The sequence below is a fragment of the Cellulomonas sp. HD19AZ1 genome (assembly GCF_004535805.1).
Taxonomy (GTDB): Bacteria; Actinomycetota; Actinomycetes; order Actinomycetales; family Cellulomonadaceae; genus Cellulomonas; species Cellulomonas iranensis.
Window position 1 is genome coordinate 60,719 of record NZ_SPHX01000005.1, and the last position, 20,359, is coordinate 81,077.

The following is a 20,359-nucleotide window of genomic DNA, read 5'->3' on the forward strand; positions in this document are numbered from 1 at the left end:
CCACTCCGACGAAGAGACCCGCGTCAGTCGACGAGGGGTTTGATCGCGGTCGCGTCGAAGAACGCCACGGGTACCGCCTCTGGCGCGCAGAAGTCGATAACACCGCCGACCTTGCTCACCGGCGCGTCCTCGTCGTCGAACGACAGCGCGCTGTCGTCGACGACACCCAGCGCCTCGACGCGCTCGCCCGTGCGCAGCGTCGACCCACCAGGTAGTTCGACGACGTAGGCCCCGGGCTCAGCCCGGTCCTCCGTCACACGAGTGCCCTCTGGCCACAACGGCACATGCTCGACGCCGTCCATTCGGATCGTCACGCACCCAGAAGGCGTGACCCCGAGTCGCGCCTTGATCCTCTCCGGCGCGGCCGTAAAGTGCGTGGCCATCTGCGCGTCTGAAAGGTCCGACACCTGGGCGTAGCCGACACCGTCTGCGGGCTGCGAGCACCCTGCGACGATCCACATCACGCCGATGCCGATAACCGCCACCGATGCAGGAATCCTTGACGTCGGCGTCATGCTGGCCACGGTAGCGGAGACCGCGGCTCGCGCGCGGGCGTTTTGGTCGTCGATTTCCGTGCGGCATAGTGCACAGAGCGAAGAGCCGTTTCAGCGCACGCGGCGGTGCCCCCAGCCGCTCGCCGTCGACCCCTGACTGGACGCACCGGCCGACCACGTGTGTCGTGCCCCGCCGCGTCGGGCACGACACGGCCCGGGTGGCAAGGTGGTCGGGTGTCCAGACATCCTGCGCTTCCCTCGCACCCTCGCGCAGCGCGCCGCGGCGTCCGCCGCTCCCCCGCGGCGGTGCGCCGCGAGCTCGGGCAGCTCGCGTCGGGCGAGGCAGTGAGCGGGCTGCTGCTGCCGCCGCTGCTCGTGTGGTTCGCGCGCCCGAAGGCGGGCGACCTGGTGGTGCTGCTGCCCGCGGCGGGCGCGCTGGGCGTCGCGCTGCTGGTCGCCGCGGCGTTCTGGTGGCGCCGGGCGCGCGGTCACGTGCCGCTGCGGTGGCTGCGGGTCACCGAGGCGACGCTGCTCGCGTGCGGGGTCGTCGCGCTCGCGGTGCTCGCGACGCTCGCGCTCGGCGCGGTGACGGGCGCCGGACCCGACGTCGGCGCGCGCACCGCGGCGGTCGCCGCGGGCACGGCCGCGTTCACGGTCGTCGAGGTCGTCAACTACCGGTGGGTGCAGATCTCGGCGCGCGGGTGGACGGCGTGGGCTCGCGGACGCGTCGTGCGGCCGCAGCTCGCGCGCGAGCTCGACCGCCACGCGCGGCGACGGGCAAGCTGACGCCGACCCGTCAGCCGAGGCCGACCCGCCAGCCGAGCCGACCCGTCAGCTGAACCCGATCGCCCGCTGCGCGACCCGGTACGCCAGCACCGACACGCGCCGCCCCGTCGCACCGGGCAGGTTGCACATCTGCCCCAGGCCCGACCAGCGGACCTTGCGGTACAGCTCGGGGTCCTGCGCGCGCATCTGCGACCACAGGGCCTCCTTCTCCGCCAGGGCCTGCGCGGTGCCGGCCCGCAGCAGCAGGATCGACGTGACGGCGCAGATGATCTCGACGTAGTGCAGCTGGTAGCGCCGCAGCCGGCGGTCGTGCGCGAGCGTGCCGGTGACGTGGTCGAGCATGAGCCAGTTGACGCGCAGCTGCTGGTCCAGGCGGCGCAGCATGACCGACTCCTGCACCGACTGGTCGGGGCGGCCGATGAAGTACCGGTACAGGTCGACGTCCAGGTAGTACAGCGTGTGCACGTGCGACAGCGGCACCAGGGCGTACAGGTTGTCGACGTAGAACGTGTGCTCCGGCAGACGCAGGCCCGAGCGACGCAGCACGTCGGTGCGGTACGTCAGCGCGTGCATCATGAGGTACTGCCGCTTGCCGAAGTGCCGGGTCTGCGCCCACGTCGAGACGCGGCCGCGGCGCAGCGCACCGCGGTAGCGCACCGCGGTCTTGCGACGCTTGCCGACCTTCTCGTAGACGAAGTTCGACACCAGCAGGTCGACCCCGCCGCCGTCGGCCACCTGCGCCCGCAGCGTCACCAGGACCTGCGCGAGCGCGTCGCGGTCCAGCCAGTCGTCGGCGTCGACGACCTTGAGGTACGTGCCCGTCGCGCGCTCGAGCCCGGCGTTGATCGCCGAGCCGTGCCCACCGTTCGGCTTGCTCAGCAGGTGCACCTGCCCCGCGAACCGCTCGACGTAGCGGCGCGCGAGGTCGGCCGTGCCGTCGGTCGACCCGTCGTCGACCACGATCACCTCGACCTCGTCGCCGAAGCCCACCACCGAGTCCAGCGCCCGCGCCAGGCAGTCCTGCGCCTGGTACGCCGGGATGACGACGGACAGCAACGGGTTCACGACGTACGTACCTCCGAGTCGGACGCAGCCCCCTGCGCGCCCGCCTCGGCGGGAACCTGCTTGAAGATGACCTTGAAGATCGGGAAGAACACCCAGAACGAGATCGCCGCGTTGATGATCATGGTGACGAAGTCGGCGAGCGTCTCGCCGGTGCCACCCAGACCCCAGGTGTCGATGAACAGATCGTAGATGGGCGCCTTGTACCAGCCCTGCGCCGCCGCGGCGAGGATCGTGATGACGACGTACGCCACCGCGTACCAGAACGCGGCCTTGGCGATCGACGAGTTCGACTTGAACGTGATGCTGCGCTGCGCGAAGAAGTTGATGACCTGCGCCACGAGCAGCGTGATCTGCACCGCGAGGAAGTACGCGAGGCCGCCGCCGCCCATCGGCAGCGCACCGGCCGCGTAGTCGAACACGAAGTACTGCGACCCGTCGGGGTTCGACCCGACCGGCCACACCTGGAACGCGGTGTCGACGAGCGCCGTCATGCCGAACAGCCACTTGATGAGCGGCATGAGCGCGAGCTGCAGCGCGGTGATGCCGTTGCTGAGCACGAGGAACACGGCGAACTGCGCGACTCCCGGGCGCCGCTCCTCGAAGGAGTGCCAGGCGGACTTCAGGCGCGTGAGCATGGGGGTGCCTCCGGGGTCAGGAGTCGCCGCGCAGCGCGCGGGCGGTGCGGCGGTTCGCGCGCACGTTGCGGACGTAGGCGCGCAGCGTGAAGCCCGCGCCGGAGAAGAAGTGGCCGTTGACGATGCGGAGGATCCCGTCGACCATCTCGGCGCTGACCATGCCGTTCGTCATCTTCCCGATGGCGCGGAACGGCATGTTGAGCAGGAACAGGACGTTGAGGTCCGGCGTGCCCTTGCGGGCCGCGGCGTCGCGCCGCGACGCGAGCAGGCGGTACGCGCCCCGCGCGAGCGGCGAGCGCGCGTCGGCCAGGCGCGACAGCGGGTCGTTGACGCCGAGCGGCCCCGACCAGTCGCCCGCGGGGACCTGCCGCCCCAGCAGCGCCGCGAAGTCGGCGTCCGTGACGTCCTTGACGTGGCCCGTGCGGTACGGCCCGGTGACGTCCTGCGTGCGCGGCGGGACGGTGCCCGTGAGCTCGACCGCGGCGCGCAGCGGCAGGTCGTCGACGTGGTGGCCCGCGAGCACGTCCCACGTGCCCTGCTCGACCTGCCACGCACCCGTGGCCGTGTCCCAGTGCCGGAACGCGGCGTCGCCGAGCGGCACCTCGACCGTCGCGGACTCGCCCGGAGCGAGCTCGACGCGCGAGAACCCGGCGAGGGTCCGCACGGGGCGGTGCACGCCCGACGACGTGCGCGCGACGTACACCTGCACGACGTCGGCGCCGGACCGGTCGCCCGTGTTCGTCACCGTCACGGTCGCCTTCTCGGGCGTCGCGACGAGGTCGCGGTGCTCGAACGTCGTGTACGACAGGCCGTACCCGAACGGGAACGCGACGGGCACGCCGGCCGACGTGTAGTAGCGGTAGCCGACGTACAGGCCCTCGCGGTACTCGGCCGTGCGGCCCGTCGCGGGGAAGATCCCCGCGGTCGGGGTGTCGGCGAGCGCGAGCGGCATGGTCTCGGCGAGGTGTCCCGACGGGTTCACCGCACCCGTGAGCACGTCGAGCAGCCCGCTGGCACCCGCCTGCCCGGCGAGGTAGCCGTGCACGAGCGCGCGCGCCTGCCCGAGCCACGGCGTCTCGACGACCCCGCCGCCCGACAGCACGACGACGGTGCGCGGGTTGACGGCCGCGACCGCGTCGAGCACCTCGACCTGCGCCTGGTGCAGCGCGAGCGTCGAGCGGTCGAGGCCCTCGGACTCGGCGATCTCGTCGAGGCCCAGGAACAGCAGGACCACGTCGGCGTCGCGCGCGGCCTCGACGGCCTGCGCGCGCAGCGCCGGGTCGGGCGAGCCGTTGCGCGTGAACCCGGGAGCGAAGGCCGTCATCTCCAGGCCCGAGGCGCCGATGACGTCGAGCACCGACTCGAGCCGCGTCGGGTTGACGACCGACGAGCCCGAGCCCTGGTAGCGCGGGGTGCGCGCGAAGTCGCCGACCACCGCGACGCGCGTGCCCGCCGCGAGCGGCAGGATCGCGTCGTCGTTCTTCAGCAGCACGGCGCTGCGCGCCGCGACGTCCCGGGCCAGCGCGTGGTGCGCGTCGGCGTCCACGGTGGGAGCGGTCCCGGGGTCGCGCGCCTCGGCGACGAGCCGCAGGATCTCGGCCGCGCGCGCGTCGACGTCGGAGCCGAGCAGGCGCCCGTCGCGCACCGCGGCGACGACCTGGCGCGCCGAGTCCAGCCCGGCGGCCGGCATCTCGAGCGACGAGCCCGCCGCCGTGCCGGCCACGATGTCGTTCGAGCCGCCCCAGTCCGTGACGACCGCGCCGTCGAAGCCCCACTCGTCGCGCAGGACCGTCGTCAGCAGGAACGGGTGCTCGTTGGCGTAGACCCCGTTGACCAGGTTGTACGCCGACATGATCGAGCGCGGGCGTGCTTCGGTGACGACGATCCCGAACGCCGTCAGGTAGATCTCGCGCAGCGTGCGCTCGTCGACCACGGAGTCGGACACCATGCGCCGCAGCTCCTGCGAGTTCGCCGCGTAGTGCTTGGGGCACGCCGCGACACCCTGCGCCTGGATGCCGCGCACGTAGCCCGCGGCCAGCCGCCCGGACAGCAGCGGGTCCTCCGAGAAGTACTCGAACGACCGGCCGCCCAGCGGCGAGCGCTTGACGTTGAGGCCGGGGCCGAGCAGCACGTCGACGCCCTGCGCCGCGGCCTCGGTCCCCAGCGCCTCGCCGACCCGCTCCGCGAGGTCGACGTCCCACGTGTTGGCGACCGTCGCGGCCGTCGGGAAGCACGTCGCGGGCTCCGACGCGTTGAGGCCGAGGTGGTCGGCCGAGCCGACCTGCTTGCGCACGCCGTGCGGGCCGTCCGCCAGCCACAGCGCACGCACGCCGTGCCGCGGCAGCGCGTGCGTCTGCCACACCGACGCACCCGTCAGCAGCGCCGCCTTCTCCAGCAGCGTCAGGTCGTCGGTCGTCACGGTCGCGCGCGGCGACGCGGTGGCGGCGTCCTCGGTTCGCACGGTGTCTCCTCGGTGGTTCAGGGGTGTGGCGGGGCGGTGCGGGCGCGCGGCCTCGCCGTCGGGTCGACGGTGGTGGGCGCCGCCGACCCGACGGGGGCCCGGGCGCCGGGCCCCGCCGCGAGGGCGGGGCCCGGCCCGGCGATCAGGCCGCCGTGGTGCCGCGGTGCCGCAGCACGCGGCGTGTGACCAGCACGCCGCCGGCCACGACGAGCAGGCCGAGCAGGACCGACACGCCGATCTGCACGTACACCCAGGTGGGCGGCGTGTAGGTGACCGTCGCGCCGGGTGCGAGCCCGTTCATCGCGTTCGAGTTCGCGACCGTGAACAGGATGTTGTGGGTCGCGTCGCGGATGTCCGTCAGGGCCTTCGCGGACGACGTGTCGTTGAAGGACTTCGACGGCTGGAACGTGAGCTGCAGGTCGGTGCCCGCCGCGATGCCCTCGTTCGGGTTCATGTACGGGTAGAGGTTGAAGTCCGAGATCGCGAAGCCCTCGAAGCCCCACTCCCCGCGCAGCACGCCGTCCATGAGGGCGGGCGAGCCGCCGGCCCACGTCGCGCCGATGCGGTTGAACGAGCTCATGACGCCCGTCGACCCGACGGTGGTCTGCTCGACCGTGCCCTTGTCGTCCGCGACGTACCGCACGTCCATCGTGATGTCCTTGACGGCCATCTCGAACGGCTTGAGGTAGAGCTCGCGGATCGTCTGCTCGGTCGCCCACGTCGCGATGCCGTTGTTGACGCGGTTGGTCTCCTGCTCGTTCATCGCGAAGTGCTTGATGAGCGTGTAGACGCCCTTCTCGGCCACGCCGTTCGCGACGGACGTGAGCATCGCGCCCGACAGCAGCGGGTCCTCCGAGTAGTACTCGAAGTTGCGGCCGCCGAACGGCGAGCGGTGCAGGTTCACGGCGGGCGCGTACCAGCCGTTGATGCCCTTGTGCAGGGCCTCCTCGCCGAGCATGCGGCCCATGCGCTCGCCGATCTGCGTGTCCCACGTCTGCGCGATGAGGAACTGCGACGGGTAGGCCACGCCGTTGATCGACTGGTTGATGAAGGACGAGAAGCCCGCGGGGCCGTCCGGCTCGAGCGTCTGCGGCTTGGCGATCGAGGCGATCGCGGCCGTCTGGTACGCGCCGTTGAGCAGCATGTCCGTCATGTCGCCGACCGACAGCGAGTCGAGCAGCTCGTCCCACTTCGGGTCGTCCTTGGGCAGGCCGCGCAGGTCGGCGAGCGTCAGGTCGGTGCTCTTGCCGGTCGCCGGCTTCGGGCCGTCGAACGCGTCGGCCTGCGCCTGCGCGTCCCACGCGGCGAAGCCCTCGCGGATCGCGTCGTCCGCCGCGAGCAGGTCGGCCGTCGGCGCCGTCGGGAACGTGCCCGCGAAGTCGGCGCGCGACATCGACAGGACCTTGCCGTCCTGCGGCGTCGTGCTGAATCGGTCCGACACGTCGTCGAACAGGTTGGTGACCTCGGTACGGTCGGACGCACGGTGGTTCTCGCCCGAGTACACGACGTCGGAGTCGACCGTGTAGGTGACGGGCGCGACGCCCTCGGCGACCGTGTGCGAGTCCGTGCGCAGCGACAGCACGTAGTCGCCGGCCTCGAGCACGTACGCGCGCTCGCCCAGGTGGTCGTACGACGCCATGTCCTCGACGTCGAGCTCGATCGTCACGGTCTCGCTCGCACCCGGCGCGACCACGCCGGTCTTGGCGAAGCCGCCCAGCACGACCTCGGGCTTCTCGATGCCGCCGGGCGTGTAGGGCGCGGTGTAGTAGAGCTCGACGACGTCGCGGCCCGGGACCGAGCCGGTGTTGGTCACCTCGACCGTGAGCGCGACCGTGCCGTCCACGTCACCGAGCTGCTGGTCGACCAGGCGCCACGCGAAGTCGGTGTAGCTCAGGCCGTAGCCGAACGGGTAGACGACCGCGGAGTCGTAGTCGAGGAAGCCCTCGGCGGCGGCGGTCTCGTAGTAGCGGTAGCCGACGTAGATGCCCTCGGCGTAGTTGACGAACGGCGCCTCGTCGGTGACGGTCGCGTTCGACGTCGCGCGCTCGACCGCCGACTGCGGGTACGAGACCTCGATGCCGTCGTAGAGGAACGCGCCGAAGTTGACGAACGTCGGGTCGGCCGTGAAGTCGGCGGCCCACACGTCGGCCGTGCGGCCCGACGGGTTCACGTCACCGGACAGGATGCCGCCCAGCGCGTTGAAGCCGGTGGCGCCCGGCGAGCCCGCGAGCAGGATCGCGTCGACGCCCGGGTCGGCCTGCAGGTCGCCCATCTCGATCGTGGTCGACGCGTTCACGACGACGACGACGGTCTCGAAGCTCGCCTTCGCGAGCTCGATCAGGTCGCGCTCGGCCGTGTTCAGCTCGAGCTGGTGCTGCCCGGGGGCCGCGTCGTCGTCCCAGCCGGACATGTCCTGCGTGAGGTCGCCGCCCTCGCCGCCCGGGCGGCCGATGACGACCACCGCGGCGTCCGCGTAGTCCGCGAACGACGACGCGACGGCCTGGTAGTCGGCGACCGGCAGCTCGCCGATGTCGTAGGTCGAGATGTCGGGGCGGTCCATCTCGATGTGCCCGCGCTTGTTCTCCGCGGCGTACTCCTCGATCGCGGTGAGCACGGTCTCGTTGACCTGGAAGCCCGCGTTCTCGAGGCCCGCGCGCGGCGTGACGGCCGAGTTCGTGTCGACCGAGCCGGAGCCCGAGCCGCCGAACACCGGGTCGGCGGCGGCGCGGCCGAGGAGCGTCACGCGGCCGCCGGGCGCCAGCGGCAGCGCGGCGGTCTCGTTCTTCGCCAGGACGATGCCGGAGCCGGCGATCTCCTCGACGAGGTCCTTCGCCGCGACGTCGACGTCCTCCATCGACGCGAGCTCGGGCGTGTAGTACTCGGTGTCCCAGTCCTTCGACTCGTCCGAGTTGGTGAACGTGTACGTGCCGGTGCCCAGCTGCGAGGCGACCCAGCCACCCGCGACGCTCAGGGCGATGTTCGCGACCACCGTCAGCACGGTCACCGTGGCGAGCACGGGGACCCAGATCCACAGGAACTTCTTGTTGGACATCGGCGCCTTGGCGCGGTCGTTCTTCGACCTGGCGTTCACTGCATTCCTCCTCGAGTGCGGGCTCACGAATCAGGCTAGGAGCGGTGTCGTGAGCGCCCGCCGCGGCCGCACGATCGGTCGGTTCCGGGGCACGGACCGTCGTCCACGGGGCCGTCGGCGTGCTCGTGCGCGGGGTGCGGCGCCGTCCTGGCGCGCGCACGGAGGCCGGCCCGCCCGGTGGGCGGGCCGGCGGGGGTCCTTACTCCGAGACCTCGGTGATCTTGCCGTCCTGGTCGATGCGCCAGGTGTCGCCCGTCGCGGCCGAGTCGGCGTCGATCGTGTACTTGCCGTCGGTGATCGTGATGGTGCCCTGCACGCGCGAGGCGGCGTCCGAGTAGGAGTAGGGCACGACCAGCAGGCCGTACTTCACGGTCGGCGAGTCGACGTCGCTCGCGAGCATGATCTGCGCCCACGAGTCGTCCTCGGCGAGCGCGTCGGCGACGGCCTTGCGCGCGTTCTCGAGGTCGTCCTTGACGTCGACCTCGGCCGCGGCGCTGTCCGACGTGCCGGAGTCCTGGCTGCCGCCGTCGTCGTTGCCGCAGGCCGCGAGGCCGAAGACGCCCGTCGCGGCGACCAGCAGGCCGAGCCCGGTGTGCAGCACCTTGTTCCGCTTCACTTCTGCTCCTTCGTGGTTTCCGGCCGCGAGCCCACCCCGCGGCCCAGGTCCGCACCGGTCGGTGTCCCCAGGACGCCCGCCGCTGCGGTGCCCGGGCCGGTCGACGACGTGGTCGCCGACCGGCCCGGACGGTGCGCGGGTCAGCCGATCGGGCCCGCGAAGTTCAGGCCGAAGCCGTAGTCGTACGTGTTGCCGGACGCGTCGGTGTAGGGCGTCATGTCCTTGCTGACGTCCTCCTGCTGCGCCTCGACCGTGTCCATGTCCTTCGGGAACTGGATCGGCAGGCGGCCGGCGGGCTCGTGGAGCCCGAGGGCGACCTCGAGGAGCGCCTTGTCGCTCGTGCCGAACCCGACGACGATCGCGTCGGACGCGGCCTCGAACTCGGCCGGGACGACCGGGTTGATCGCCTTGAGCACGGTGATCACGGGGATCTCCTTGCCGGACGCCGCGACGGCGGCCGTGGCGCGCTCGAACGCGTCGAGGTCGGACTCGTTCGCGATCTTCGAGGTGTTGCCGAAGTACGAGCGGTTCTGCTTCGTGCCGTCGGGCAGGATGTCGCCGCCGATCGACGTCTGGCGGACGTGCGGGCCGTCGGCCGTGTACGGGCGGTACTGCAGCGACAGCGGGTACCACGTGTCGTTCTCGACGTCGTGGCCGATGTTCGAGAAGTTGCCGCCGTTGTCGGGGCTGGCCATGCCGACCAGGACGAGGTCCACGTCGGACAGGTCGGGCGCGGTGTAGCTCACGACCTTGCCGTCGGCGTCGAGCTCGGCCTCGTCGGTGACGACCTCGCCGAACATCTCCTCGGCGACCTCGAGCGTGAGCCCGGGGGCCTCCTTGTACTCGGCCGGGCCGAACGCGCCCGCGAAGCCGATGTTGTACGACCGCGGGATGTAGACCTTCTTGTCCTTCCACGCGGCGGCGTCGGACTTCGCGATCGTGCTGCCGTCGTTCTTCAGCATGACCACCGAGTCGAGCTGCGCGGCGTAGCCGGCCTCGACCTTGTCGTCGCTCGCGAGGACCTTCTTGGACTCGTCGAGGTCGAGGTACGCGTTCTCGTACAGGCCCGGCTGGAAGAACATCGTGAGGATGCGCTTGCCCGACTCGCGGAAGCGGGTGTCCGCGTCCACGTCGTTGGTGCCGGCCTCGAAGTCCTTCTGCCACATCTCGTGCGCGGCCAGCACCGGCTCGACCTTGTTGTTGCCGCCGAACATGTCGTGGCCCGTGCGCAGCACCTCGTAGTGACGCTGCTCGTCGGTGAGGTCCTCGGCGCCCCAGCCCATGCCGAACGGCTTCTCGGGGTCGAGGTAGCTCGACGTGACGCCCCAGTCGGTGACGACGACGCCCTCGTACCCGTTGTCCTTGCGGAGCAGGTCCATGCGGCCGTGGTCGTACGCCGTGCCCAGGCGCTCGCCGAACAGCGGCTCGCCGTCGCCGTCCAGCGCGATCGAGTACGCCGTCATGACGGCGGCCGAGTCGAGCGACCCGAGGAACGCCTTGGTGTGCGCCTCGAAGTTGCCGCCCGGGTAGACGCCGTACTTGCCGGCGTTGGTGTGGGCCTCGCGGCCACCCTCGCCCGGACCGTCGCCAGCCCAGTGCTTGATCATCGCGTTGACGGACTCGAAGCCCCAGCCGTCCTGGCCGCGCGTGCTCTGGTAGCCGTCGACGTAGGCCGCGGCCAGCTCGGTGTTCTGGTCGACGTCCTCGCCGAACGTGCCGCCGACGCGCAGCCAGCGCGGCTCGGTCGCGAGGTCGATCTGCGGGCTCAGGGCCGTGGTGATGCCGAGCGCGCGGTACTCCGCGGACGACATCTGCGCGAACTCGTCCATGTGCTCGACGTCGAACGTGGCCGCGAGGCCCAGGTTCGACGGCCAGCGGGAGATGTCGTCACCCTCGGCGTTGTAACCGCCGGAGCCGGCGGTCGAGCGCGGGTCGGACGCGAAGTTGACGGGCACGTACGGCTCGCCCTCGGACGCGAGCGACTCGGCGAACGCCTGCATCTGGTTCGCCCACGTGACGGTCGCCGTGACGTCGCTCGGGCCCGCGTGCAGCACGTTGCGCAGGTGGGAGTCCGTCAGGTACTCCTTCTGCGCGTCGGTGAGGCCGTCGGCCTGCGAGCGCTCGTGCGAGCTGAAGAGCATGAGGCCGGCGATCTGCTCGATCGTCAGGTCCTCGGCGAGGGCGGCGGCGCGCTCCTGCGGGGACTTGCGCCAGTCCTCCCACGCGTCCAGCTCGCCGTTGCCGTTCATGTCCTTGAACGCGACCTTCGCGCCGTCGACGTCCTCCGAGAGGAGCTCGACGTCGCTGTCCGCGCCGTAGGAGAGCGTCGGGGCGTCGCCCGGGTTGTCGACGACGACGAACGTCGTCTTGCCGTCCGACACCTCGCGCGTCGTGAACTCGTCGGCGGACGCGCCCTTGTCGTCGTTGTCGCCGGCGGTGCACGCCGCCAGGCCCGTGAGCGTGAGGCCCGCGACCAGCGCGGCGCTCGTGAGGCGTGCCGACCGGCTGGCGGCGACCCGCGCCGTACTCGTTGTCTTCATCGACCTTCCCTTGTCGTCTCGTGGCCCCGCCCGCGCCCGTCGTCACCGCCCCGTCGTCGGGGTGGGACCGCTGAGCCGGTGCACGCGCGGCGCACTCGCGAACCCGTCGCCGCCCGGGACGTCGTGGTCCCTTGGCCGGCGCGTTCACGCTAGGCAGCGACCGTGGCGACGGACCGTGCCCCTACACGGACCGTCGCTTTGCGTGCACGAACAGTCCCTCAGGTCACGGGCAGGTCACGGCACGCGGCCGCCGAGGTGGTCCGCCATCGCGTCGAGGAACGCGCGCTTGCGGGCGCGGCTGATCTGCAGCTCGTCGCCGCCGAGCATCACCGACGTCGACTGCCGCACGGCGTGCACGTGCCGCAGGTTCACCAGGTAGCAGTTGTTGCTGCGGAAGAACCCCTGCCCCGCGAGCTGCTCCTCGATCGCCTTGAGGGTCCCCGTGAACGCGTACTTCCGCCCGATCGCGTGCACGACGATGCGGTGCTTGATGCTCTCGACGTACACGATGTCCGCGACGTCGACGCGCGCCGTGCCGCCCGCGACCGGGAGCATGACGCCCTCCGACTGCGTGCGCCGCACGCGCTGCAGGGACCTCGCGAGCTCCTGCGAGAACGCGAAGTACGGCACGGGCTTGACGAGGTAGCTCAGCGCGTCGACCTCGTAGCCCTTGATCGCCATCTGCGCCATGCGCGTGATGAACACGATGACGACGCGGTCGTCGAGCGCGCGCACCGCGTGCGCGGTCTCGAACCCGTCCATGCGCGCCATCTCGACGTCGAGGAACAGCACGTCGAAGTCGGCGCGGTAGCCGCGCGTGAGCTGCGCGCCGTCCGAGAACGTGCGCACCGAGAACTCGACGCCGTGCTCCTCCTCGTACCGCTGGAGGTGCGCGACGACCGTCGCGCGCGAGTGCGGGTCGTCGTCGACCACGCCGATGTAGGTCACGCCGTCCACGGGTGGGGTCCTCCCTCGCCGGTCGCGGCCGCACCCGCCTGCCGGGGTCCCGCCGGCCCGCGGCGGCGCTCGGCGCGGGCGTCCACCACGCAACCACCGCACGCCGCACCGGGGTGCCCGGGTCGCACGATCCGTCGGATCCCGTGGCCGTTCGGTCGCCCGCGCCGGGCGCGCCCGGGGCAGCCGCGACCCCGGCCTAGACTGCGAGCCGCCCGGGCCGTCCGGCCCGGCGCTCCCCCGCACCGGAGGGTCGTCGCATGGACCTGCTCGTCGTCGGCGCCGGCCTGTTCGGCCTCACGGTCGCCGAGCGCGCCGCGGAGGCGGGGCTGCGCGTCACGGTCGTCGACCGGCGCGACCACCTGGGCGGCAACGCGTGGTCGAGCGTCGACGAGGCCACCGGCATCGAGGTGCACCGCTACGGGTCGCACATCTTCCACACGTCGAACGAGCGCGTGTGGCGGTACGTGCGCCGGTTCACCGCGTTCACCGACTACCGGCACCACGTCTTCTCGACGCACGCCGGCACGGTCTACCCGCTGCCGATCAACCTCGGCACGCTCAACCAGTTCTTCGGCACCGCGATGGGCCCCGACGCCGCGCGCGCCCTGGTGGCCGAGCACGCCGCCGAGGTCGACGCCGCCACGGCCGCGAACCTCGAGGAGAAGGCCGTCTCGCTCATCGGGCGCCCGCTGTACGAGGCGTTCGTGCGCGGCTACACCGCCAAGCAGTGGCAGACCGACCCGCGCGAGCTGCCCGCGTCGGTCATCTCGCGGCTGCCGGTGCGCTACACGTACGACGCGCGCTACTTCTCCGACACCTACGAGGGTCTGCCCGCCGACGGGTACGGGCCGTGGTTCGAGGCCATGGCGTCGCACCCCCGCATCGACGTGCGCCTGGGGGTCGACTTCCTCGACCCCGCGCAGCCGCTGTCGAAGGCCGCCGCGCGCGGGCAGGTGCCGATCGTCTACACCGGGCCCGTCGACCGCTACTTCGACCACCACCACGGGCCGCTGGGCTGGCGCACGCTCGACCTCGAGACCGAGGTGCTGCCCGTGCGGGACTTCCAGGGCACGAGCGTCATGAACTACGCCGACCTCGACGTGCCGTGGACCCGGGTCCACGAGTTCCGGCACTTCCACCCCGAGCGCGAGGACCGCCACGCGCAGGACCGCACGGTCGTCATGCGCGAGACGTCGCGCGCGGCCGGGCCCGACGACGAGCCGTACTACCCGGTCGCGACGCCGCACGACCGCGCCCGCCTGCAGGAGTACCGCGCGCTCGCCGCCGACGAGCCCGGCGTGCACTTCGGCGGCCGCCTCGGGTCGTACCTGTACCTCGACATGCACATGGCGATCGCGTCCGCGCTGTCCCTGTGGGACTCGGGCGTGGTGGTCGACGCGCGCTGAGCGCGCCGCCCTCACGGGGTCGGCTCGACCGCGGCGCGCGGGCGGGGGCGCGAGGGGCGTCGCGCGGGTGCGTCCTGCGGCACGGGCAGCAGGATGCGCAGCACGAACCAGCCGCCCTCGGTGTTGACCGTCATGGAGCCGTCGTACTTCTCGGCCGTGTGCCGGATCGACTTCAGGCCGTAGCCGTGGCGCGTGCGGTCGGCGCGGCGCGTGACGATGTCGCCGTCCTCGGTGCGCAGCTCGCCGGTGAAGTAGTTCTCGAACGACAGCAGCACGAACCGGTCGCGCGCGTACACCGCGACCTTCACCAGGCGCTGGTCGGTCGCGGGCACGGCCGCGGCCCCGTCGATCGCGTTGTCGAGCGCGTTGCCGAACAGCGCCGCGAGGTCCATGGTCGAGACGAAGTCGAGCGCCGCGCCGTCCACGACGTACGTGAGCGTGATGCCGCGCTCGGCGCACTCCAGGCTCTTGGTCGTCAGCACGACGTCGAGCACGCCGTTGCCCGTGTCCGCCTGCCGCGCGTAGCCCGAGATGCTCGCGTCGAGGTCGTCGAGGTAGGACCTGCGCCGGTCGTCGTCGTCCTCGGCGCGGATCACCGCGATCTGGTGCTTGAGGTCGTGGTACTTGCGGTTGACGACCTCGATGCTGCGCTTGGACTGCAGGTACTGCTCGTGCTGGCGGCGCAGCATCTCGTCGACCGCGCGCACCTCGGCGCGCGCCCGCTGCTGCAGCCGCTGCCCCTGCTGCGCGTACAGCGCGACGAAGCCGCACAGGTCGACGAGCGTACGGATGTACGAGATCTCGGGGCCGAGGCGGCCCGAGAACGGCGTGTTCGCGTTGAGGAAGCTGATGTTGCTCATGAAGAACGTCACGAGCGCGATCGCGACGGTCGACGCGAGCTCGCCCGACGTGACGTCGAGCGACTGCCGCGACCGGAAGTGCCGCGCCTCCGCGACGTAGGCGCCCGCGAACGCCGCCGCGTACACCAGCACGAAGAACCCCGTGGACCACACGCTGCCGTCGCGCCCCTCGGGCACGAAGAAGAACACGTGCATCTGCCAGTGCAGCGCCGCCACGAGCTCGGCGAGCACGAGCGCGCGTGCCGTGAAGTACCCGGCGTCGCGCGCCGACACCTTCGCGGCCGACACGATGAACCCGTACATCGCGGCGACCGCGGCGGCCATGCCCACGGTCCACAGACCGAGCGGCAGGCGCCCGGCGCCGACCTGCACGCCGACCTGCACCGCGAGCGCCGCGACGGCGAGCACCACGAACCGCGACCACGGCCAGCGGCGCCGGCGCAGCAGCACGTACACGACGCACGCGAGCCACTCGGCGAGACCGGTGAGGACGCGCGGGATGTCGGGAGGGACGTCCGCGAGGGCGTCGACCAGGGGGGCGAGGATCACGACGCCCGCGCCCCGAGGTGGTCGGTCAGCGCGGCGAGGAACGCCTTGCGCCGGGCCCGGCTGATGGCCACGCGCCGGCCGTCGACGAGCACGGCCTCGCCGTCGCGCACGGCCAGCACGTGCCGCAGGTGCACGACCGCACCGGCCCCCGCGCGCGCGAAGCCCGCGCCCGGCAGCGCGGCCTCGAGCGCCTTGAGCGGCCGCACGACCGAGTGCTGCGCCGTGAGCGTGTGCACCGTCGTGCGGTTGCGGGCGCTCTCGAGGCTCACGACGTCCGCGACGGGGACCCGTTCGAGGCCGCCGTCGACCGCCAGCAGCAGCGCGTCCTCGTGGTCGCGCCGCACGCGCGCGAGCGCACGCGTCACCTGCTGCGCGAACGCGAAGTACGGCACGGGCTTGACGACGTAGCCCAGGGCCTCGACCTCGTAGCCGCGCGCGGCGGCCTGCGCGAGGTGCGTGACGAACACGATCGGCACGTCGGGGTCGACGGCGCGGATCGCGCGGGCCGCGGAGAAGCCGTCGAGCGCGGGCATCTCGACGTCGAGCAGCAGCACGTCGACCGCACCCGGGCGGTGCGCCGCGACGGCCTGCGCGCCGTCGGTGAAGCGCGCGACGGCGAACCGGTGGCCGTGCTCGCGCTCGTACCGTCGCAGGTGCTCGACGAGACGCGTCGCGCACGCGTTGTCGTCCTCGACGATGCCGATCCTGATCACAGTGCGTCCCCGGGGTCCCGCGCGCCCCGCACGGGGCGCGTCGGACTGCCGGAGCCCGGGTGCGGGGCGAGGTCCCCTGTCGCGCGCACGGCCCCGGCGAGTCGGGCCGATGCTAGGCGAGGCGTCGCGCACGTGTCATCCGTGCAGCGTGCGGGCCCGCGGCACGCGCGCCGAGGCCCGCGGCGCCGGGCGGGACCCAGGTCCCGGCGCACCCGCGACGGAGGCCCGTCGGGAGAGTTGTCCACAGGCCCCGGGGACTTTCATCCCACGTATCTGGGACCCCCTCTCCCTAGCGTCGGAGACAGCGACGGACGACTCCAGCGTCCGCCCCTTCTCACCACTACCAGGGGAGTCGAAGGTGTCCGAGACCACCAAGAAGAGCACCCGCGCGAAGGCCCCCGCCGACGCGCCCGCCGAGGCGACCTCGGCCACCGCCGTCGCGGAGCCCGCCGGCACCGCCCTCGGCGTCAGCGAGGCCGACGCGGTCGCGCTCGCGATCGACGAGCTCGTCGCCAACGCCACCAAGGCGCTCGCGCAGTTCGAGTCCATGACGCAGGAGGACGTCGACCGCTTCGTCAAGAAGGGTGCGGTCGCGGCGCTCGACCAGCACGGCCAGCTCGCCAAGCTCGCGGTCGAGGAGACCGGGCGCGGCGTCTTCGAGGACAAGGCCGTGAAGAACATCTTCGCGTGCGAGCACGTCACCAACTCGATGGCCAACCTCAAGACCGTCGGCGTCATCAACGTCGACGAGCTCAACGGCATCACCGAGATCGCCGAGCCCGTCGGCGTCATCGCCGGCATCACGCCCGTGACGAACCCGACCTCGACGGCGATCTTCAAGTCGCTCATCTCGCTCAAGACCCGCAACCCGATCATCTTCGCGTTCCACCCGAACGCGCAGCGGTCGTCGGTCGCCGCCGCGCGCATCGTGCGCGACGCCGCGGTCGCCGCGGGCGCCCCCGAGCACTGCATCCAGTGGGTCGAGCTGCCGTCGCTCGCCGCGACCGGCGCCCTCATGAACCACCCGGGCGTCGCCACGATCCTCGCGACCGGCGGCAACGCCATGGTCAAGGCCGCGTACTCGTGCGGCAAGCCCGCCCTGGGCGTCGGCGCCGGCAACGTCCCGGCGTACGTCGAGAAGACCGCCAAGCTGGCCCGCGCGATCAACGACATCGTGCTCAGCAAGGCGTTCGACAACGGCGTGATCTGCGCGTCCGAGCAGGCCGTGATCCTGGACGACGAGATCTACGACCCCGCCGTGGCCGAGTTCGCCCGGCTGCACGCGTACCGCGCGACGCCCGCCGAGAAGGCCAAGCTCGAGCAGTTCATCTTCGGCGTCGAGGCCGGCGGCGAGAACTGCGCGGGCGCCAAGCTCAACCCCGCGGTCGTCGGCAAGTCGCCCGTCTGGATCGCCGAGCAGGCCGGCTTCACGGTCCCGGCGGACACGTCGATCATCCTCGCCGAGGTCTCGGGCGTCGGACCGTTCGAGCCCCTCACGCGCGAGAAGCTGTGCCCCGTCCTCGCGGTGCTGCGCGCCGGCACCACCGAGGAGGGCATGACCCTCGCCGAGAAGATGGTCGAGTTCGACGGCCTCGGCCACTCGGCCGCGATCCACACGCAGGACGACGCGCTCACGATCGAGTACGGCAAGCGCGTCAAGGCCATCCGCGTGATCTGCAACGCGCCGTCGTCGCTCGGCGGCATCGGCGACATCTACAACGCCTTCATCCCGTCGCTGACCCTGGGCTGCGGCTCCTACGGCCACAACTCGGTGTCGAACAACGTGTCGGCGGTGAACCTCATCAACGTCAAGCGCGTGGGCCGGAGGAACAACAACTTGCAGTGGTTCAAGGTCCCCGCCAAGACGTACTTCGAGCCGAACGCCATCCGCTACCTCGCGGACATGGCGGACGTCGAGCGCGTCACCATCGTCACCGACACGACCATGACGACCCTCGGGTTCGTCGACAAGGTCCTCGACGTGCTGCGCCGCCGCTCGAACAACGTGGCCGTGCAGATCATCGACGAGGTCGAGCCCGAGCCGTCCGTGCAGACCGTGCAGAAGGGCGCCGCGAACATGCGGCACTTCCGCCCCGACACGATCATCGCGCTCGGCGGCGGCTCGCCGATGGACGCCGCCAAGGTCATGTGGCTGCTGTACGAGCACCCCGAGATCGTGTTCTCGGACCTCAAGCAGAAGTTCTTCGACGTCCGCAAGCGCGCGTTCAAGTTCCCGACGCTGGGCGAGCAGGCCAAGCTCGTCTGCATCCCGACCACGTCGGGCACGGGCGCCGAGGTCACGCCGTTCGCCGTCATCTCCGACCCCGACGCGGGCAAGAAGTACCCGCTCGCGGACTACGCGCTGACGCCGACCGTCGCGATCATCGACCCGGTGCTCACGTCGAAGATGCCGCGCTCGCTCGCCGCCGACTCGGGCTTCGACGCCCTGACGCACGCGATCGAGGCGTACGTCGCGGTCTACGCGAACGACTTCACCGACGGCATGGCGCTGCAGGCGATCCGCCTGATCTTCGACAACCTCGCGCAGTCGGTGAACGGCGACCCGGCCGACCCGGCCACCAAGGACGCGCGCGCCAAGATGCACAACGCCGGCACGATCGCCGGCATGGCGTTCGGCAACGCGTTCCTCGGGATCGTGCACGCCATGGCGCACGTCGTCGGCTCGACGTACCACCTGGTGCACGGCCGCACGAACGCGACGCTGCTGCCGCACGTGATCCGCTACAACGGCACCGTCCCGACCAAGCTCACGAGCTGGCCGAAGTACGAGTCCTACGTGGCTCCCGAGCGGTTCGCGGCGATCGCGCAGATGCTCGGCCTGCCGGCGTCGACCCCCGAGGAGGGCGTCGAGTCGTTCGCGATCGCGGTCGAGGCGCTGCGCGCCAAGGTCGGGATCCCGGCGTCGTTCCAGGCGCAGGGCGTCGACGAGCAGGAGTTCATGTCGCGCCTCGACGAGGTCGCCATGGGCGCCTACGAGGACCAGTGCGCACCGGCCAACCCGCGCATGCCGATGATCGACGACATGAAGGACATCATGACCGCGGCCTACTACGGCACGTCGCTGGAGGACGTCCGTGGCCGCCGCGAGCGGGCGGGGGCCTGACCGACTCCCCGACGGTCCGGCGTCCCTCCCCACGGGGCGCCCCCTCGTCACCGCTCCCGACGCCCCCGCCGGCCACGCCGGCGGGGGCGTCGCCCTGCCCGGGCCCACGACGGCCGGCCGGGCGGGGTCGACGGCCGCCGTGTGAGGACCTCGTGAGACGGCGCGCGGCGGCACCCGTCGCGCGGCAGACTGTCGCCTCCCGGGACCACGACGGTCCCGGCCCCCGTCGAGAAGGAGCCACCGTGACCGCCCCCACGCCCGCCCTCCGCGCCGTCGGTCACCGCCCCGCGCGACTCCTGCTCGGGCTCGCCACCGCGGGCGCGCTGGCCCTGGGCCTGAGCGCGTGCGCGGACGGCGACCCGCGGGACATCGCCGACGAGGTCGCGACCGCCGCGCAGGACGCCGCGGCCGGCATCTCGGAGGCCGGGGACTCGGTGCGCGAGGCCCTCGCCGAGGCCCGGACGCACGCCGACGCCGCGGCCGCGCGCGTCGAGGAGGCCCGCGCGGCGCTCGCGTCGCTCGACGAGCAGAGCCGCACGCGCGCCGACGCGGCCGTGACGTCGGCGCAGTCGGCGGTCGACGACGCCCGGACCGCGCTCGAGCAGGCGAAGGCCGACGGCGAGGCGGCCTCCGCCGACGCGCTGCAGACCGCGCGCGACAAGGTCGAGGCCGCGCGCACCGAGCTCGACGCCGTGACCTCCGGCGCGCAGTCGGAGGCCGGCGGCGCGCTGCAGCGGCTCGGCGAGCAGCTCGCGAGCCTCGGTCAGGACCTGGAGACCGCGACGCGCTGACCCGCGCGGGTGGCGGGTGGCGGACCGCCGCGTCGCGGCCGACCGGGTGAACTTCACGACCCACCGGCGCAGACGTTGTCGAGCGGCCCGGACCTGCCGATCGTGGGGGTATGGCCGTCCGCACGCAGAGCCGCGAGATGCGACACCACCGCGCCGAGTGGTGGGTGGTGACCGCGTGGGCGTCGCTCGCCCTGCTGGTGGTCAGCGGGCTGCTCGCGGCGGCCGGGCTGCTCTGAGCCGGGCCGGACGCGCGACCGGTCGGACCGGGCCG

The 20,359-nt window shown here is 72.2% G+C and carries 15 protein-coding genes; 5 read left to right on the forward strand and 10 right to left on the reverse strand.

The annotated features are described in order from the left end of the window. Positions 1 to 23: 23 nt before the first annotated feature. Positions 24 to 515: a hypothetical protein gene (locus tag E4A51_RS11445; RefSeq protein WP_134851829.1), complete on the reverse strand. Its 492-nt coding sequence runs from the start codon at positions 513 to 515 to the stop codon at positions 24 to 26. Positions 516 to 800: 285 nt separating this feature from the next. On the opposite strand from E4A51_RS11445, the gene E4A51_RS11450 reads away from it, so the two are divergent. Further along, positions 801 to 1,280, forward strand: coding sequence for a hypothetical protein (locus E4A51_RS11450; RefSeq protein ID WP_134851830.1), 480 nt, complete (start codon positions 801 to 803; stop codon positions 1,278 to 1,280). A gap of 45 nt (positions 1,281 to 1,325) precedes the next feature. Here E4A51_RS11450 and E4A51_RS11455 read toward each other — a convergent pair whose 3' ends face one another. The 7 genes from E4A51_RS11455 to E4A51_RS11485 all read right to left on the reverse strand — a co-directional run bounded on the left by E4A51_RS11455 (position 1,326) and on the right by E4A51_RS11485 (position 12,645). Beyond that, complete coding sequence (locus E4A51_RS11455; protein WP_134851831.1) at positions 1,326 to 2,345, reverse strand: glycosyltransferase family 2 protein; 1,020 nt, start codon at positions 2,343 to 2,345, stop codon at positions 1,326 to 1,328. After that, on the reverse strand, positions 2,342 to 2,980 hold the full coding sequence (locus E4A51_RS11460) for a hypothetical protein (RefSeq protein ID WP_134851832.1): 639 nt from the start codon (positions 2,978 to 2,980) through the stop codon (positions 2,342 to 2,344). Before E4A51_RS11460 ends, E4A51_RS11455 begins: the two co-directional genes overlap by 4 nt. Positions 2,981 to 2,996: 16 nt before the next feature. Next, the gene (locus E4A51_RS11465) at positions 2,997 to 5,441 is read right to left on the reverse strand and encodes a glycoside hydrolase family 3 C-terminal domain-containing protein (protein ID WP_240696448.1); all 2,445 of its coding nucleotides are present in this window, start codon (positions 5,439 to 5,441) and stop codon (positions 2,997 to 2,999) included. Positions 5,442 to 5,583: 142 nt separating this feature from the next. Continuing rightward, complete coding sequence (locus E4A51_RS11470; RefSeq protein WP_240696449.1) at positions 5,584 to 8,532, reverse strand: glycoside hydrolase family 3 C-terminal domain-containing protein; 2,949 nt, start codon at positions 8,530 to 8,532, stop codon at positions 5,584 to 5,586. Between the two features lie 199 nt (positions 8,533 to 8,731). After that, positions 8,732 to 9,148, reverse strand: coding sequence for a hypothetical protein (locus E4A51_RS11475; RefSeq protein ID WP_134851833.1), 417 nt, complete (start codon positions 9,146 to 9,148; stop codon positions 8,732 to 8,734). A gap of 140 nt (positions 9,149 to 9,288) precedes the next feature. Further along, complete coding sequence (locus E4A51_RS11480; RefSeq protein ID WP_134851834.1) at positions 9,289 to 11,688, reverse strand: glycoside hydrolase family 3 N-terminal domain-containing protein; 2,400 nt, start codon at positions 11,686 to 11,688, stop codon at positions 9,289 to 9,291. Between the two features lie 234 nt (positions 11,689 to 11,922). After that, positions 11,923 to 12,645: a LytTR family DNA-binding domain-containing protein gene (locus tag E4A51_RS11485; RefSeq protein ID WP_226236571.1), complete on the reverse strand. Its 723-nt coding sequence runs from the start codon at positions 12,643 to 12,645 to the stop codon at positions 11,923 to 11,925. Between the two features lie 257 nt (positions 12,646 to 12,902). Between E4A51_RS11485 and glf the strand changes: the two genes are divergently transcribed. Further along, the gene (glf, locus tag E4A51_RS11490; protein ID WP_046527764.1) at positions 12,903 to 14,051 is read left to right on the forward strand and encodes a UDP-galactopyranose mutase; all 1,149 of its coding nucleotides are present in this window, start codon (positions 12,903 to 12,905) and stop codon (positions 14,049 to 14,051) included. A gap of 11 nt (positions 14,052 to 14,062) precedes the next feature. Here the strand turns inward: glf and E4A51_RS11495 are convergent, their stop codons facing one another. Beyond that, positions 14,063 to 15,460 (reverse strand): ATP-binding protein, encoded by a 1,398-nt coding sequence (locus E4A51_RS11495; RefSeq protein ID WP_070318809.1) that lies wholly within the window; start codon positions 15,458 to 15,460, stop codon positions 14,063 to 14,065. Continuing rightward, positions 15,457 to 16,173 carry a LytTR family DNA-binding domain-containing protein gene (locus tag E4A51_RS11500; protein WP_070318808.1) on the reverse strand — a complete coding sequence of 239 codons (717 nt, stop codon included), beginning with the start codon at positions 16,171 to 16,173 and terminating at the stop codon, positions 15,457 to 15,459. Before E4A51_RS11500 ends, E4A51_RS11495 begins: the two co-directional genes overlap by 4 nt. Positions 16,174 to 16,531: 358 nt before the next feature. On the opposite strand from E4A51_RS11500, the gene adhE reads away from it, so the two are divergent. The 3 genes from adhE to E4A51_RS11515 all read left to right on the forward strand — a co-directional run bounded on the left by adhE (position 16,532) and on the right by E4A51_RS11515 (position 20,324). Next, positions 16,532 to 19,297 carry a bifunctional acetaldehyde-CoA/alcohol dehydrogenase gene (gene adhE / locus E4A51_RS11505; RefSeq protein ID WP_134851835.1) on the forward strand — a complete coding sequence of 922 codons (2,766 nt, stop codon included), beginning with the start codon at positions 16,532 to 16,534 and terminating at the stop codon, positions 19,295 to 19,297. A 242-nt stretch (positions 19,298 to 19,539) separates the two neighbouring features. After that, positions 19,540 to 20,088, forward strand: coding sequence for a hypothetical protein (locus E4A51_RS11510; RefSeq protein WP_134851836.1), 549 nt, complete (start codon positions 19,540 to 19,542; stop codon positions 20,086 to 20,088). Positions 20,089 to 20,198: 110 nt separating this feature from the next. After that, complete coding sequence (locus tag E4A51_RS11515) at positions 20,199 to 20,324, forward strand: hypothetical protein (protein ID WP_046527761.1); 126 nt, start codon at positions 20,199 to 20,201, stop codon at positions 20,322 to 20,324. The last annotated feature ends 35 nt before the right edge of the window (positions 20,325 to 20,359 follow it).

Coding starts and splice junctions, on each gene's coding strand:
- E4A51_RS11445 (WP_134851829.1), bottom strand. CDS start 515: ATGACGCCGACGTCAAGGATTCCTGCATCGGTGGCGGTTATCGGCATC.
- E4A51_RS11460 (WP_134851832.1), bottom strand. CDS start 2,980: ATGCTCACGCGCCTGAAGTCCGCCTGGCACTCCTTCGAGGAGCGGCGC.
- E4A51_RS11480 (WP_134851834.1), bottom strand. CDS start 11,688: ATGAAGACAACGAGTACGGCGCGGGTCGCCGCCAGCCGGTCGGCACGC.
- glf (WP_046527764.1), top strand. CDS start 12,903: ATGGACCTGCTCGTCGTCGGCGCCGGCCTGTTCGGCCTCACGGTCGCC.
- E4A51_RS11515 (WP_046527761.1), top strand. CDS start 20,199: ATGGCCGTCCGCACGCAGAGCCGCGAGATGCGACACCACCGCGCCGAG.